Source organism: Agrobacterium vitis, assembly GCF_013337045.2.
GTDB classification, from domain to species: domain Bacteria; phylum Pseudomonadota; class Alphaproteobacteria; order Rhizobiales; family Rhizobiaceae; genus Allorhizobium; species Allorhizobium vitis_B.
Genome location: NZ_CP118259.1, coordinates 1,515,149 through 1,529,973 on the forward strand (window position 1 = coordinate 1,515,149; position 14,825 = coordinate 1,529,973).

General features: G+C 57.1%; 13 protein-coding genes. 8 read left to right on the forward strand and 5 right to left on the reverse strand.

Going from position 1 to position 14,825, the window contains the following annotated elements:
* The first annotated feature begins 72 nt into the window (after nt 1-72).
* From G6L01_RS07120 to G6L01_RS07135, 4 genes are all read left to right on the forward strand, one after another.
* A complete protein-coding gene (locus tag G6L01_RS07120; RefSeq protein WP_070164768.1) occupies nt 73-744 on the forward strand; it encodes a DsbA family oxidoreductase in 672 nt (223 codons plus the stop codon).
* Nucleotides 745-837: 93 nt separating this feature from the next.
* Nucleotides 838-1,761: a DMT family transporter gene (locus tag G6L01_RS07125; protein WP_070164769.1), complete on the forward strand. Its 924-nt coding sequence runs from the start codon at nt 838-840 to the stop codon at nt 1,759-1,761.
* Nucleotides 1,761-2,531, forward strand: a complete 771-nt coding sequence (locus tag G6L01_RS07130; RefSeq protein WP_070164770.1) for a dienelactone hydrolase family protein — start codon at nt 1,761-1,763, stop codon at nt 2,529-2,531. Before G6L01_RS07125 ends, G6L01_RS07130 begins: the two co-directional genes overlap by 1 nt.
* A gap of 102 nt (nt 2,532-2,633) precedes the next feature.
* Nucleotides 2,634-3,272, forward strand: a complete 639-nt coding sequence (locus tag G6L01_RS07135) for a LysE family translocator (protein ID WP_071207204.1) — start codon at nt 2,634-2,636, stop codon at nt 3,270-3,272.
* Between the two features lie 44 nt (nt 3,273-3,316).
* Here the strand turns inward: G6L01_RS07135 and mfd are convergent, their stop codons facing one another.
* Together mfd and G6L01_RS07145 are read right to left on the reverse strand one after the other, a co-directional pair.
* Nucleotides 3,317-6,844, reverse strand: coding sequence for a transcription-repair coupling factor (mfd, locus tag G6L01_RS07140; protein WP_070164772.1), 3,528 nt, complete (start codon nt 6,842-6,844; stop codon nt 3,317-3,319).
* The gene (locus tag G6L01_RS07145) at nt 6,841-7,188 is read right to left on the reverse strand and encodes an FAD assembly factor SdhE (protein ID WP_070165132.1); all 348 of its coding nucleotides are present in this window, start codon (nt 7,186-7,188) and stop codon (nt 6,841-6,843) included. Before G6L01_RS07145 ends, mfd begins: the two co-directional genes overlap by 4 nt.
* A gap of 317 nt (nt 7,189-7,505) precedes the next feature.
* Between G6L01_RS07145 and recG the strand changes: the two genes are divergently transcribed.
* The 4 genes from recG (at nt 7,506) to G6L01_RS07165 (ending at nt 11,017) form a co-directional block, all read left to right on the forward strand.
* The gene (gene recG / locus G6L01_RS07150) at nt 7,506-9,611 is read left to right on the forward strand and encodes an ATP-dependent DNA helicase RecG (RefSeq protein WP_156584118.1); all 2,106 of its coding nucleotides are present in this window, start codon (nt 7,506-7,508) and stop codon (nt 9,609-9,611) included.
* Nucleotides 9,612-9,723: 112 nt separating this feature from the next.
* Nucleotides 9,724-9,855: a hypothetical protein gene (locus G6L01_RS07155; protein WP_267967302.1), complete on the forward strand. Its 132-nt coding sequence runs from the start codon at nt 9,724-9,726 to the stop codon at nt 9,853-9,855.
* A 232-nt stretch (nt 9,856-10,087) separates the two neighbouring features.
* On the forward strand, nt 10,088-10,327 hold the full coding sequence (locus tag G6L01_RS07160) for a hypothetical protein (RefSeq protein ID WP_070164773.1): 240 nt from the start codon (nt 10,088-10,090) through the stop codon (nt 10,325-10,327).
* Between the two features lie 309 nt (nt 10,328-10,636).
* Entirely contained in the window at nt 10,637-11,017 is a 381-nt protein-coding gene (locus G6L01_RS07165) for a hypothetical protein (RefSeq protein ID WP_139190297.1), read from the forward strand.
* Nucleotides 11,018-11,221: 204 nt separating this feature from the next.
* On the opposite strand, the gene G6L01_RS07170 is transcribed toward G6L01_RS07165, so the two are convergent.
* The 3 genes from G6L01_RS07170 to G6L01_RS07180 all read right to left on the reverse strand — a co-directional run bounded on the left by G6L01_RS07170 (nt 11,222) and on the right by G6L01_RS07180 (nt 14,821).
* Complete coding sequence (locus G6L01_RS07170; RefSeq protein WP_070164774.1) at nt 11,222-11,962, reverse strand: class I SAM-dependent methyltransferase; 741 nt, start codon at nt 11,960-11,962, stop codon at nt 11,222-11,224.
* A 139-nt stretch (nt 11,963-12,101) separates the two neighbouring features.
* Entirely contained in the window at nt 12,102-14,642 is a 2,541-nt protein-coding gene (locus G6L01_RS07175; protein ID WP_070164775.1) for a tail fiber domain-containing protein, read from the reverse strand.
* Complete coding sequence (locus tag G6L01_RS07180) at nt 14,639-14,821, reverse strand: hypothetical protein (protein ID WP_070164776.1); 183 nt, start codon at nt 14,819-14,821, stop codon at nt 14,639-14,641. The genes G6L01_RS07175 and G6L01_RS07180 overlap by 4 nt, the downstream gene beginning before the upstream one ends.
* Between the last annotated feature and the right edge of the window lie 4 nt (nt 14,822-14,825).

The following is a 14,825-nucleotide window of genomic DNA, read 5'->3' on the forward strand; positions in this document are numbered from 1 at the left end:
CAACCACCGTGCGCTGACTGCGCACGGATCTGCGGCGTGTCATCGCTGCCGCATACCGATGGAGACCCTTTTATGCAACGCATTACCATCGATCTCGTGTCCGATGTCGTCTGCCCGTGGTGCTATCTGGGCAAGGCCCGGCTGGACCTGGCCATTGCCGAGGTGCAGGACACTGTTAGTATCGACGTAAACTGGCGCCCTTACCGGCTTAATCCGGACTATCCGCCCGAAGGCGTTGATCAGCAAGCGGAACTCACCAAGAAGTTTGGCGGCAAGGAAAACATGGACCGCAGCCTTCAGAAATTGGCCGAGCTTGGCCGCGAGGTTGGCATTGCCTTCAATTTCGATGCGGTCAAGATCGGTCCCAATACGCTGGATGCGCATCGACTGATCCATTGGGCCGGACTGGAGAGCCGTGAGGCGCAGAGTGCCGTGGTCTCTAGCCTGTTCAAGGCATTTTTTGAGGATGGTCGCAATATCGGCGACCACGCGGTCCTGCTGGATATCACCCAGGAGGCAGGGCTGGACCGCAAGGTGATGCAGGCCCTGCTGGCAGGCGATGCCGATAAGGACATGGTGATCGATGAAATCGACGCCGCGCAGAAAATGGGGGTCAATGGTGTGCCTTTCTTCATCATCGACCAGAAATATGCCGTGAGTGGCGCCCAGCCGACTGACATTCTGGCCAATGCCCTGCGCGACATCGCCGCTGAAAAGACAGTCGAACAGTCGAAACTGAATTGACGCAACGCAATATCGGCCATACTCACGAGAGGCCCCCTGCCGGTGGAAAACGGATGACGGATTTCCCCGGCCAAACTCCAGGACGACCCGCTCGTGACCTCCGATACGACACCTCGCGGCCTTGCGCTCGCTTTTGCGGCCTTTGCGGCCTTCGCCATCAGTGATGCATCGGTCAAACTTGTGGATGGCCGAATCAGTCCGTTCGAATCAGCCTTCTTCGGATCGCTGTTCGGTCTGGCTGCCCTGCCCTTTCTACTGAAGCGCGGCGATGCGCTGACGGATGTGTTCAGGACCTCCAACCTGAAGCTCTGGCTGCTGCGCTTCTTCGCGTCAGGCACCAGTGCCATTGGTGCTGTGACCGCCTTCACCCATCTGTCGATGGCCGAGGCCTTCTGTCTGATTTTCCTTTTGCCCTGCTTCGTCACCATCATGTCGGTGGTGTTCCTCAAGGAACAGGTCGGCATCCGCCGCTGGAGCGCGGTCATCCTCGGATTTATCGGCGTGCTGGTGGTGCTGCGTCCCGGTTTCAGAGAACTATCGATCGGCCATCTCGGCGCCGTCATCGGCGGGTTGGGTGGGGCGATTTCCATCGTCGTCTACCGCGCCATCGGCCCGCGTGAAAAATCCACGTCGCTCTACGGCGCTGGCGCCTTCGGCACCATCATCATTTCCGGCATCGCCATGCTGCCCGCCTTCTCCTGGCCGCAGGGAACGGACTGGCTGTTGCTGCTCAGCTACGGCCTGTTTGCGGCCCTGGCCACTGTGCTGATGATGCTGGCGACCCGCTTTGCTCCGGCCGCCGTGCTGGGGCCAGCACAATATAGCCAGATGCTCTGGGCCATTCTGTTTGGCTACCTGATCTTCGGCGACCATATCGACATGCCCATGCTGGTCGGCATCACCCTGATTATCGGCTCCGGCCTGATTACCCTGATGCGGGAAAGAACCAAGGGCGTCCCCCTCCCACCCGCCGTCGCCTCCGGCCCGCAGGCCAGTCTGGCGGTGGAGGACGAGTAATGCCGCGTCGCTCTCGTTCTACCGTTTTTCTATTGGTCACGACGGTCTTGTGTCTGGCTTTCATCGCTTGCAGCCCGTCACAGGCAAACGACCGTCAAACGGCGATGATCAAGACGACTCAGGGCGACATCGCAATAGATGCATTCGAGAGGCGCGCACCTCAGAAGCGCCCAGCCGTTATCATCCTGAGCGGCAGCAAAGGCTTCCGATCGGCAGCCTATGACGATCTGGCTCAAAGCCTCGATAAGGCGGGGCTCGATGCCTATCTCGTCCATGCCGTTTCAACTGAGGATTTGACCGCCATTGGCCATGCGAAGGGTGCAGCAGGCCGTATCCAATATTACACAAGCCACATGGCCCAATGGAGAGCTGCTGTCCGCGACGCTCTGCTGTTTCTCAAGAGACAATCTCCAAAGGATCGGAAAATCGGTGTTCTCGGAATTTCGCTGGGCGCGCAAATTGCCGTCACGGCAACAGTAAACCGACAGGATGCCAATGCCCTGGTGCTCGTGGACGGTGGTTTCCCCGCTGGTTATTCTCAATCCGTTCGCGCGTTTCCTCCCCTCCTGATCGTCTGGGGTAGTGAAGACCGCGTGTTTCCTGTCTCAATGGCAAAGGCATTAGCAGAACAGGCCAAATCCCTGGGAACAGAGGCTGAATTCTCGATATTTGATGGCGGAAGCCATGACTTTTTTCTGAAACCAGAAACGCCTCTCGCGAAACAAGCCCACGAACGGGCAGCCCGATTCCTTGCCGAGCAATTAAAGTAGAGTTTGCCGGTTCAAACTGAACCTGACAGACTTCATATCAGGCCACTTGCCAAACTCGTTCGTTCATGGATTGCTGACTGAAGGCTTTTTCAGGAGAGTTCCATGACATTTCAAATCTGGCTTGCATTTGTTGCTACTGCCGCCGTCGTTCTTGCTATTCCAGGTCCGACGATTGTGCTGGTAATTTCCTATGCGCTCGGACACGGGCGTTCTGTGGCCAAGGCTACGGTGGCGGGGGTGGCTCTGGGTGATTTTACCGCCATGACCGCCTCCATGCTGGGGCTCGGTGCGCTTCTCGCCACCTCGGCGATGATCTTCACGCTGCTTAAATATATCGGCGCGGCCTATCTGATCTATCTCGGCGTCAAACTTTGGCGGGCGCCGGTGATGGTGAGCCAGGAGGTTTCGGATGAAAATCCACCGACCGCAGAACAACCGCTGAAAATCTTCCTGCATACCTATGTGGTGACGGCGCTGAACCCGAAAAGCATTTTGTTCTTCGTGGCCTTCCTGCCGCAGTTCTTGAACACTGCCGAGCCGCTGGCCTTGCAGATGGTGATTTTCGAAGCGACCTTCCTGGTGCTCGCTACACTGAACGCCGCCACCTATGCCATCATGGCGTCGATGGCGCGCAAATCGATCCGCAAGCCTAATGTGCAGCGCTGGGTCAACAGAACCGGTGGTTCGCTGATGATCGGTGCGGGTCTGGTTGCCGCCGGTTGGCGCAAGGCTGCCGCCTGACGTCAGCGGTGGCCTAGAGGCGGTCGATAGGACCGCCTCTACTCTCACTTCACCTTGGCCAGTTCCGCCAATTGCGCCATGATGGTCGCCGCACCCGCCAGCCGCTTCTCGGGGGTCGGCAGGTCTCGGGTCAGGAAGACGCTATGGTCTGGGCGGATCTTGGCCATGCTGCCCTGTTTGGCGATGAAGCCGACCAAGGCTGCCGGGTTGGGGAAGATCTTGTTACGGAACTGCACCACCACGCCCTTCGGACCGGCTTCCAGCTTTTCGACATTGGCCTTGCGGCATAGCGCCTTGACGTAAACGACCTTCAACAGGTTCTGCACTTCGGCTGGCAGCGGTCCGAACCGGTCGATCAACTCGGCACCGAAGCCGTCGATATCGTTCAACTCGGTCAAGTCGCCCAGGCGGCGGTACAGGCCAAGACGCAGATGCAGGTCTGGAACGTATTCGTCGGGGATCATGACCGAGGTGCCGACCTGGATTTGCGGCGACCAGCCACTATCGACCACTTCGTCCTCGCCCTTCACCTCGGCCACGGCCTCCTCCAGCATTTGCTGGTAAAGCTCGAAGCCGACTTCCTTGATATGGCCGGATTGTTCCTCGCCCAGCAGATTGCCAGCGCCACGAATATCAAGATCGTGGCTGGCAAGCTGGAAGCCAGCGCCCAGCGTATCCAGCGATTGCAGCACTTTCAGCCGTCGCTCGGCGCTGGTGGTCAGCACTTTGTTGACTGGCAAGGTCAACAGCGCGAAGGCCCGCACCTTGGAGCGGCCGACCCGGCCCCGGATCTGGTAGAGCTGGGCGAGGCCAAACATATCGGCGCGGTGGACAATGAGCGTATTGGCGGTCGGCACATCCAGACCGGATTCGACGATGGTGGTGGACAGCAGAACATCGTAGCGGCCTTCATAGAAGGCGTTCATGATGTCTTCCAGCTCGCCCGCCGCCATCTGGCCATGGGCAATCGCCACTTTCAATTCCGGCACATCCGACTCCAGAAATGCCTTGATATCAGCAAGGTCCGCAAGACGCGGGCAGACATAAAAGCTCTGCCCGCCGCGATAATGTTCACGCATCAGCGTTTCACGGATCACCAGCGGATCGAAGGGCGAGATAAAGGTGCGTACCGCCATACGGTCCACTGGCGGCGTGGTGATCAGCGACAATTCGCGCACCCCGGTCATCGCCAGTTGCAAGGTGCGCGGAATCGGCGTCGCCGATAGCGTCAGCACATGCACATCGCTCTTCAACTCTTTCAGCCGTTCCTTGTGTTTGACTCCGAAATGCTGCTCTTCATCGATCACCAGCAGGCCAAGATTGGCGAATTTGATGCCCGACCCCAGAAGAGCATGGGTGCCGACGACAATATCCGTCTTGCCCTCGGCCACTTCCTTCTTGACCAGGTTCAGCTCCTTAGTGCCCACCAGCCGCGAGGCTTGCTGGATACGAACAGGCAAACCGCGAAACCGCTCGGAAAACGTCTTGAAATGCTGGCGAGCCAGCAGCGTGGTCGGCACCACGACCGCCACCTGAATGCCATTCATCGCCGCTACAAAGGCGGCGCGCAGCGCCACCTCGGTTTTGCCGAAGCCGACATCGCCACAGATCAGCCGATCCATCGGGCGTCCGGCGGCCAGATCGCCACGCACCGCCTCGATGGCGTTCATCTGGTCCTCGGTTTCGTCATAGGGGAACCGGGCCGCGAACTCGTCGTAAAAACCTTCGGTCGTGGCAAGCACCGGCGCAGAACGCATCATCCGCTCGGCGGCGATGCGGATCAGCCCGCCTGCCATATCCAGCAGCCGTTTCTTCAGCTTGGCCTTGCGCATCTGCCAGGCGCCGCCGCCCAGCTTGTCCAGTTGCGCTTCGCTGCCTTCAGAACCATAGCGCGACAGAAGCTCAATATTTTCGACCGGCAGGAAAAGCTTGGCCTCGTCGGCATATTGCAGTTCCAGACAAGCATGCTGGCTGCCCGCCGCCTGGATGGTGCGCAATCCGATAAACCGGCCAATGCCATGCTCGGCATGGACGACGATCGAGCCTTCATCCAGCCCGGCCACTTCGGAGATGAAATCAGCGGCCCGCTTGCGGCGCTTGGACCGGCGCACCATGCGGTCGCCAAGAATATCCTGCTCGCCGACCACCACGAGTTCGTTAGCTTCAAACCCGCCCTCCAGCGCCAGAACGGCGGTTGCCGCATGACCCTTGCCAAGCTGATCGAGATCCTTCAGGGCCGAGACCGGCTTTAGCCGTTCCAGCCCGTGCTCGTTCAACACCTGCAACAACCGGTCGAGCGAACCTTCCGACCAGCCAGTAATCAACACCTTGGAGCCAGAGGCCCGCTTGTCGGCGATATATTTTACCGCCTGGGTAAAGACATTGACCCGTTGCGCCTCGCCGTCAGCCTTGGTTTCGCTGCTCTCCTGCGCGGCCAGTTTCGCCCAGCGCGGGCCGGAGCGGGCCGAGAGTTCGACAATCTTGCGACCCTCGCTATCCGGCTCGGCAAACGGCGTCAGGCGGATCGGGTTGAGCGCTTCAAGCTTCTTGGCAAATTCCGCCGCCCCTAAATAGAGATATTCTGGTGGTATGGGCTTGTAAGGTGTGCCTTGCGCCAGATGGCCCTTGCCGGGCGTCGCGCTGTTTAACCGCGCCTCATAATAGTCGCGGATCAGCTTGCCGCGTTCCTCGGCGGATTCGCGCACCGTATGGTCGAGCACCACGCGGAAATCGGTGAGATAATCGAACACCGTTTCCAGCTTTTCATGAAACAACGGCATCCAGTGTTCCATGCCCGCATAACGGCGGCCTTCGGACACAGCAGTGTAAAGCGCATCGTCGCGGGTGGCCGCGCCAAACAGCGACAGATAATTCTTGCGAAACCGGCTGATGCTTTCCGGCGTCAGCGTCACTTCGCTCATCGGGTTGAGGTCGAGTGAGCGGACCTGGCCGATGGTGCGCTGGCTGGCCGGATCGAAACTGCGGATGCTTTCCAGCGTATCGCCAAAGAAATCCAGCCGCACCGGCTCTTCAGAGCCCGGCACGAACACATCCAAAATGCCGCCACGCACCGCAAATTCACCAACTTCGCGCACCGTATCGACGCGCTCAAAGCCGTTGCGCGACAAGCGGGCGGCAATGTCGTCCATCTTCACCTGATTGCCGGGACGGGCCGAAAAAGACAGGCTTTCGATAACATCAGCCGGAGCCAGCTTTTGCAGCATGGCATTGGCGGTGACGAGAACGATGGCCGCATGCGGCTTTCGCGCATGGGCAATCAGCCCCGACAGCGCCGAGAGCCTGCGGGCGGAAATATCGGCGCTGGGCGATACCCGGTCATAGGGCAGGCAATCCCAGGCGGGCAAGGTCAGCACCGGAATTTCGGGCGCGCAGAAGCCGAGCATCTGCTCGATATCGTTCATTCTGCTGGAATCAGACAGAAGATAGGCGACGGGCCTGCCCTGCCGCGCCAGTTCCGCCACCAGAAAAGCGTCCATGCCATCAGGCACAGGCGAGAGGGTGACAGCGGACGCCGCCGCTGCCGTCTTCTTTGCATCAAACAGGGAAATCATTTTTCGGTCACAGCACTCGCATCAGGCCTGGACGACAAGGCAATGGCCGAACCATCGACCGGCGAAAAATCAGGGCGGGTGGCGGCAATGCGGTCAAACAACGGGATCTGTATATGAGATGGCACAGGGGCAGCACCATTGATCCAGCTGATCAGGTCATTGTCTTCTTCCGCCATGATCAGCTCGAGATCATCCAGCTCGGCATCGTTGAGCGCGCTGATTTCGGCTTCGGCAAACTGACCGAGCATCAGGTCCATCTCTCTGATACCCCGATGCCAACAGCGAAACAGAATACGCCTGCGGCGGGGATCGAGATCGGCGCTGCTGCGAACCAGACCAGTCATGTCATTCACCTTCCTGTTGATACGCAAACGAGGTGTTTTTGCATCGAATTTAGTCGAGAACCGAATGCCATCATTGATGACGGAGCAGGCGGTTCCCCTCACCCCACCTCCGCTGCGGCTCTTGCTTTCTTCTCCCCATCGGGGAGAAGGTGCCGGAAGGCGGATGAGGTGGCGGCGAAGCCGAGACCCATTCGTTTTTCATCCCTTACAGGTTCCTGAAAACCGGTTCCCACTTTTCGGTCCGATGCTGTATACCCGCTCACAATTGCCTTGTCAGCCTTGCAATGCGCCTCATCACACGGCATTTTCACCCCATCATGCGTCCATCCCTGCTCGATCCCCTGTTTGCCTCCGTTTCCACCCTGCCGGGCGTCGGTCCGAAGCTGGCGCAATTGCTGGCGAGCCTGCTAGGCCGCGAAGACGCCGAGGATGCGCGTATCGTCGATCTGCTGTTCTTGAGCCCCCATCGGCTGATCGACCGGCGCAACCAGCCCGGAATTGCCCGCGCGCCGCAAGGCGCTATCGTCACCGTGACGGGCCGGGTAGACCGCCACACGCCGCCGCCTAAGGAAAATCGCAACGCACCTTACCGGGTTTTCCTGCATGACGAGACCGGTGAATTAGCGCTGACCTTCTTTCGCGCCAAGGGCAATTGGCTGGAAAAAGCCCTGCCGATCGATGAAATCATCACGGTTTCGGGGAAAATCGACTGGTTCAATGGCCGCCCCTCGATGGTCCATCCGGATTTCATGGTCAAGGCCAGCGATGCGGCAGCCATGCCGCTGGTCGAGCCGGTCTATCCGCTGACGGCGGGCCTTTCGCCGAAAGTCCTGAAAAAAGCGGTAGACCACGCGGTGGAGCGCCTGCCGGACTTTGCCGAATGGATCGATTCGGCACTGGTGACGAAACAAGGTTTCGACGCTGTCAAACCGTGTTTCGAGCGATTGCACAGCCCCCGCGATGAAAAGGATGTGGACCCGCAAGCCCCGGCCCGGCGCAGGCTGGCCTATGATGAATTTCTAGCCGGCCAGGTCTCACTGGCACTGGTGCGTCAACGTTTGCGCAAGGTGGCGGGAACACCGGTTCGCGCCACGGGCGAAATGAGCGGAAAAATCCTCGCCGCCCTGCCCTTTACCCCCACCAACAGCCAGAAGGACGCTGTTGCCGATATCTTGAAAGATATGGAAAGCGACAGCCGCATGTTGCGCCTGGTCCAGGGCGATGTCGGCGCGGGCAAAACGCTGGTGGCACTGCTGGCGATGGCGGCTGTGGTGGAAAACGGCGGCCAGGCCGTGCTGATGGCACCAACTGAAATTCTGGCCCGTCAACATCACGCCACGCTGTCAAAAATGGCTGCGGCTGCCGGAATTGCCGTGGATGTGCTGACCGGACGCACCAAGGGCCGCGAGCGCGAAGCGGTGCTGGAGCGGATCGCCTCCGGCGCGGCACAGATCGTCATCGGCACCCATGCACTGTTTCAGGATTCGGTCAATTACCACAATCTCATGCTGGCCGTGGTGGATGAGCAGCACCGCTTCGGTGTACACCAGCGCCTGCGACTGACAGCCAAGGGCGTTTCCCCGCATATGCTGGTCATGACCGCCACGCCCATTCCGCGCACGCTGGTTCTGGCCGCCTTTGGTGACATGGATGTCTCCAAGCTCACCGAAAAACCGGCGGGCCGCAAGCCGATCCAGACCGTCACTGTGCCCGTGGAGCGAATAGGCGATATCGTTGACCGCCTCCAGGCGGCGATTGCTTCCGGCAAGAAGGCCTATTGGATCTGCCCGCTGGTTGAGGAAACCGAGGAATCGGAACTGATGTCGGTGGAAGAACGATTCGAGGTGCTGAAAATGTGCCTCAAGGCACCCATCGGCCTCGTGCATGGCCGCATGAAAGGCGAGGAAAAAGACGCCGCCATGCTGGCTTTCAAGAGCGGAGAAACCCGGCTGCTGGTGGCAACAACGGTGGTGGAAGTCGGCGTCGACGTGCCGGACGCGACGATTATGGTGATCGAACACGCCGAACGCTTTGGCCTTGCGCAACTGCACCAGTTGCGCGGCCGGGTCGGGCGCGGCGCTGAGGCCTCTTCCTGCATCCTTCTCTATAAAGGCCCGCTGGGCGAAACAGGTAAGGCCCGGCTTTCAATCCTGCGCGACAGCGAAGACGGATTCCTGATTGCCGAGGAAGATCTGAAACTGCGCGGCGAAGGCGAGTTGCTCGGCACCCGCCAATCCGGCACGCCCGGCTTTCGCATAGCCAGCCTGGAACACCATGCCGACCTCCTGGAAATCGCCCGCAAGGACGCCGCCTATCTGCTGGAACGCGACCCTGATCTGACGACGGCACGCGGCGAAGCGGTGCGCACATTGCTCTACCTGCACCGGCGCGATGAAGCTGTCCGGTTCTTGCGGGCTGGATAAGGAATGACAAGGTAGGCAAACAGGTTTGAGGCACTGCTCATCCGTCGGATTTCGCTTGCTTTTCACCCGCCAATCGCGGCTAGCTGTCATTCTCAACACGGAGGAAACGACGATGGCTAAAGGTCAGGTACGCGGCAACAAGGAAACGCGAAAGCCGAAGAAGGACAAGACAGTTGATAAAGTCGTAGCGCCCACGCTCGGCTCACAGGTCAAGAACAGCGAATCCTCGACAAAAAAGAAGTAAGTGCGGCTGGCCTTGCCAAGGCCCGGCGGGACGAAGGCTAGTTCTTCGCAATCTATACGTCGCCTTCACGCAAGGTGGCCAGTCGCCGCGGTGTCCGTTTGCGGCGACTGGCTGGCCACAACTGCCAATCCCTAAGAATTTAGCTCAACGCGTTTCAATGGACACGTGAAAAAAGACATTGACTCTTCCCAAAAATAGAACATAAAGAGAACAAACAAGAAAGGGAAATAACATGTCTGACGCTGAAAAAATTATTGTCGTGCAGTTCAAAAAGAACCGCGCCGGTATTGTGCCGGGCGATATGCGCCAAGCTTCAAGCGTGGCTTCAGCAGAGAAAATTGCTGGTGCGATGGCGACTCGCTATATTGGCGTTGCCGCATACGCGGTCACAATCGATGAAGAAAACGGAGGCATGACCAACCCACGCTTGTTGGTATCGCACGGACAGATCTCTGACTTGATTCCAGACTGATCAAGCAGCGCATCAAACCAAATTTTCCAAACACCAGGATGTCATTTGTGCTTTTGAGGACGCGACACTTGGGCATCCCAAAAATCCCCCTCTCAAAAACGCACTGTGTTGGGCGATGTGCCAAACTCAAAGCATCAATATATTTCAAACAATTATGAGAAAATACTGGAGGATTGGCGACCCCTGCAGGGTTGAAATTTATGCCATATTAATTAATAAATTCAATACCTTATGCGAAAGGTAAGGGGTTGAAAGGATAGATTGAATTTATTTATGAATTTTAGACGACCCCCTCACCTTTTGAGCCAGATGACCGATTACCGGCAGGTTGCCAGACACCACTACAGAGTGGGTGAATTGCATAAACAGCCTCAATTTTTGCTTGCAGTGCCGCTTGTATATTTTTTCGACAGGAGTAATTTTGACGTGCGATTATCTATGCGGGGGGTTGATATGATCGGCGCTATAGGAAGATTTATTGCTGGTGGCATGAGTACAATTCTTGGAATCGCCATCACGCTCACATTTATCATCGGAGGCCTTTACTGGCTTTGGATGGCCTTCCACTTCGGAAGCTTTTTGATGTTTGCTTTGGGCCTTTTCCCAATGACAGCGTTCCTGTGCGCTCCGTTGGGAATGTGGTGTCTGATATTTGGCATTCCACACTGGATGTTTGCTTGGTTCGCATGAGACATCGAACCTGCGACACCCTGCTTAAGAGGCGGGGCGTATTTTCATTATTTACAACGTTTTACGGGCAAAATTCCTGTAAAAGGCAGCCGGAAAAAGCCATATCTTTCCAGTGGGGTCAAGAGCAAATTGTAAAATGAAATCCACAGTTTTCTCGGACTGTGGATAATCCACTACCAGTACAAACGATCATCAGGAACGACCCTACTTTCTGACGACAGCCAGAAAATATCCGTTATGCCAGTCGGAAAACCACGATCCCAACAATGTGGGCAATGTGTTGTCTTGGGTTGTCTCTATTGTGATGCTGGCAACGATATCCAGACGTGCCCTGGCAATAGCCTGATGAGTCCCGTCTTTCACGCTCGGCATAACCCAATCATCAATAATCAGGATGAACTCATCTTTGAGAGCCGGTAACGCGAGCGTTATGCCGTCATAATGATCCTGTTCGGAGTGAGGGCCATCAAAGCAGAAAATGCCATTTTTTTTGAGTGATTTATAATCGACATTGCGGAAATCGTTATCAATCACCGTCAAATCTGCTTTCGGGCTTGCCAATTTTAACAGTCTGGCATGTTCGTCAAACTCGTCCTTACCGCCAAATTCCTTCCAGTGGTCAATGCAGGTAGCCGACAGATCATTTTTATATGCGGCAGCGCAAAGAGTAGAGCCCTTATAGACGCCAATTTCCAAATACCTCGACCCAGGCAACTGTTCGAAAAGGTTATTGACGAAATATCGATATTTTCTGCCAGAACCTCCCTCCATTTGCCGCACCCATAAGGGCAACTTGCTATCAATTCTCCAAGCCTGGAAAAATGCATGGCGTAAGGCAGTCGTTAGCGCGTTAGCGTCAAAGTTACCGTCAAATTTTATGCTCGTCTCTTCGACGCGCTGAGATGGTCTGTCCGATCCCAGATGAAATGTTTTAATTTCGTCCATATCAGCACCCTTGAATTATCCCACGTAAATTCATTACCATACCGCTCTGGGGAGAAGAATATTTTAATTGCATCTTCTTGGGGAAATGGGGAGCACGAGATCGCTGTGGCACAGTTTCAACTCGACGCCAATAAATTCCCTAAACCACTTCTCTCAATGCAGCCCACATAATCGGTATGAACTGCTCGGTTCGAAGTGCGTAAGTGTCACTCTCCTGATCATAGACAAATCCTGCAAAATCATTCGTGGTCAATCCGACTTCAGCAAGCGCCGTTTCAACCTGCTGTGCGATAAAACCCCAATGTGTGCGCACGTTGGTCTTGTTATATGCAGGAGAAATTTCAACGATTTCCTCGACCTCCTCCAAGACGGGCTCTCGGTAGACCCGTTGGATCTCCTGAAGATCATAGACCGGCTCCATAACCGGGTTGCCGTTGTCATCGAACACGGGCTGTTCCACGCGCGATCCATCGTCCTGCGTGACCAACTTTACCTTTTGCCGTTTGCCGACCTCCACCCGCACCTTGCGCATGACCGGCGCACCCGCCCCGTCAACCAAGAGGTGTTCTTCGAATACGGGCTCTTCCCGCTCATAACTTTCGGTAACGATGCTAAGGACGGCTTTACCGTCGACCAGATCGATCTTCTCGACTTCACGGGTATCGACTATAGTTTCAGTCTTCTGGCGCCGAATGACCCGCGTCTCAGTTTTTGCCGGAGTGTCGTCGTTTTTCCACCGGAACGTAACGGGCTTGATGGCTTTCAGAAGCTTGCGGGCGAGCGCGGGGTCGATATCAGTGATATCAAGCTTTTGCCGCGCGTCCGACGTGCTGAGCGTGCCTGTTGCAGACCAGACGGCAGACCACCTGTAAGAGGCACCACCAAGCGGTCGGGCATTATCGGCGGATGGCCGGGGGGTACAGCCGAACGCCACATCCGTGGCGCTGATCGCCATCGTGCCCTGATTAACGGTCGAGGTTCCACCGCTGAAGTTGATCGTGACATCTGGTGTCGTGTTGCCAGACGAGCAGAAATACATCTTCGGCGTATTGACGCTTGCCCGATTACCAAGCAGCAGGCTATGTCCAGGTGCCGTGAGCTGAAGACTTGCCGTCTCCATCCGGTTGTTGACCTCGCTGATGATAGCGTCGGTGACGGTCGTATTGTGCAGGTCAAGGCCCCGATAGATCGTTTGCTCATTGATATCTATCGCAGTGCTGGTGGTGCCAAGAGCATAGTCGCCGTTTGCATTCCCAAAAGCCAAACCAAGCTTCCACCGCACAGTCGATCCGGCCAATGTGCTGGCATAGAACGCCGCGTCTGTCTCGGTACCATGAAGATTGCCACCACCAGCCGCCTGAAACCCCGAGCGAAATCTCGCACTTGATCCGGTGCGGATCAGTGCATTCGATTCCGATCCGGTGATATTGTAATAACCGGTCGCACCATCGGTTGTCTCAGCGTAGAAATTAGATCCATGCAAGCTGTCATCATGCACTGACGCTGCAAACGCACCGGAATAGCCCTGAACGCCAACCCAATAACCCAATCCCGGCGTAGCTCCCGGCGTGCCAAGAATGAGCGACTGTCCTACCAGCACCTGACGGATACCGTAAGCTCCGGCTTTTGCTCGCCCGTAAACGACAAAGCCTTGAACGCGACCCGCGTTAAGCTGAATGTCATCTTGAATATCGATGGATACATAATCCACACTCTCATTGGCATTTAGCGCCTCGCCCCAAAAAACGGACCGCGATGCGATCGTGCGTGTGACACCGTTCTTGTATTGCCTGGAGCCGTACTCGACTATCACTCCCGGCAAAATGTCCGCCCAGTTAAACCCTGTGAGCAACAACGTGCCATAAACATCCCAGTTGACGCGCTTCGTCCCGGAAACACCGAGAGTAAAATCATAACTCCCCGGCGGCACAACAATCGTATCGCCTTCGCTGGCCGCATTATAAGCCGCCTGAAACGCTGTCGAGGTTGCGGCAGCATTCGTTCCATCATTATACGCGCCATGCTGAAGCACATTGCGGCACACCCATGTTTTAGGCACGACAGCATTGACCGCCGCGAAATCCGACGCTGCCGACAAAGCAGCACTTCCCAAGCCCATGTTGGTGCGGCCATTTGCCTTCTGCGTGTCATTCAACCCCTGCGCGGCAGTATCCACCCGCAGCCGGTTGCCAAGCGCGGTCGACATGGTCGTTGCAAAGTTCGGGTCATTGCCCAGCGCGGTGGCCAGCTCGTTCAGCGTATCCAGCGCAGCCGGCGAACTATTCACCAGTGCGGCGATGGCAGCGGAAATATCGGCAGGCGTGGCCTTGGCCGCCAGCGCAGCGATCAGACCGGTGATGGTTGCCATCGCCTGTTCGCCCGTATGGCTGGAGCGATCACGCAAAGCGGCGTCTGTCGCGTTCGCCGTGGCGCCGGTCGCCACGCCGTCCAGTTTCACTTTGTCGGCGGCGACCATCAGGCCGTCTTGCGCCGTCGTCACCAGGTCATCAGGCTGGATAGCGGTGACGGCCAATGCACCCTGTCCAGCCGTGGCGAAGGCGCTGGCGTCTTCATCGGCCGCGCTGCCCAGCTCCATCGCTTCGCGCAATGCGGTTTTCAGTTCACCGTCATCGCCGGTGAGATCATACAAAAATGCGTCCTTGCTCTGGACCTTGCTCATGCGGAAGCCTCCAGGGGCGCGTAAACATAGGCCCCGTTGCGATCAATCAGGTAAAGTTCGGTGGAACCGGTGCGCACAACCCAACCCATGCCATTGGGCGGGTCTTCGGTCGGGGCAACGGGCGTCCAGGAATACAGCGACCCAAGCGCTATGTTGGGCCGGCCAAAATTCAGCGCCATGGCA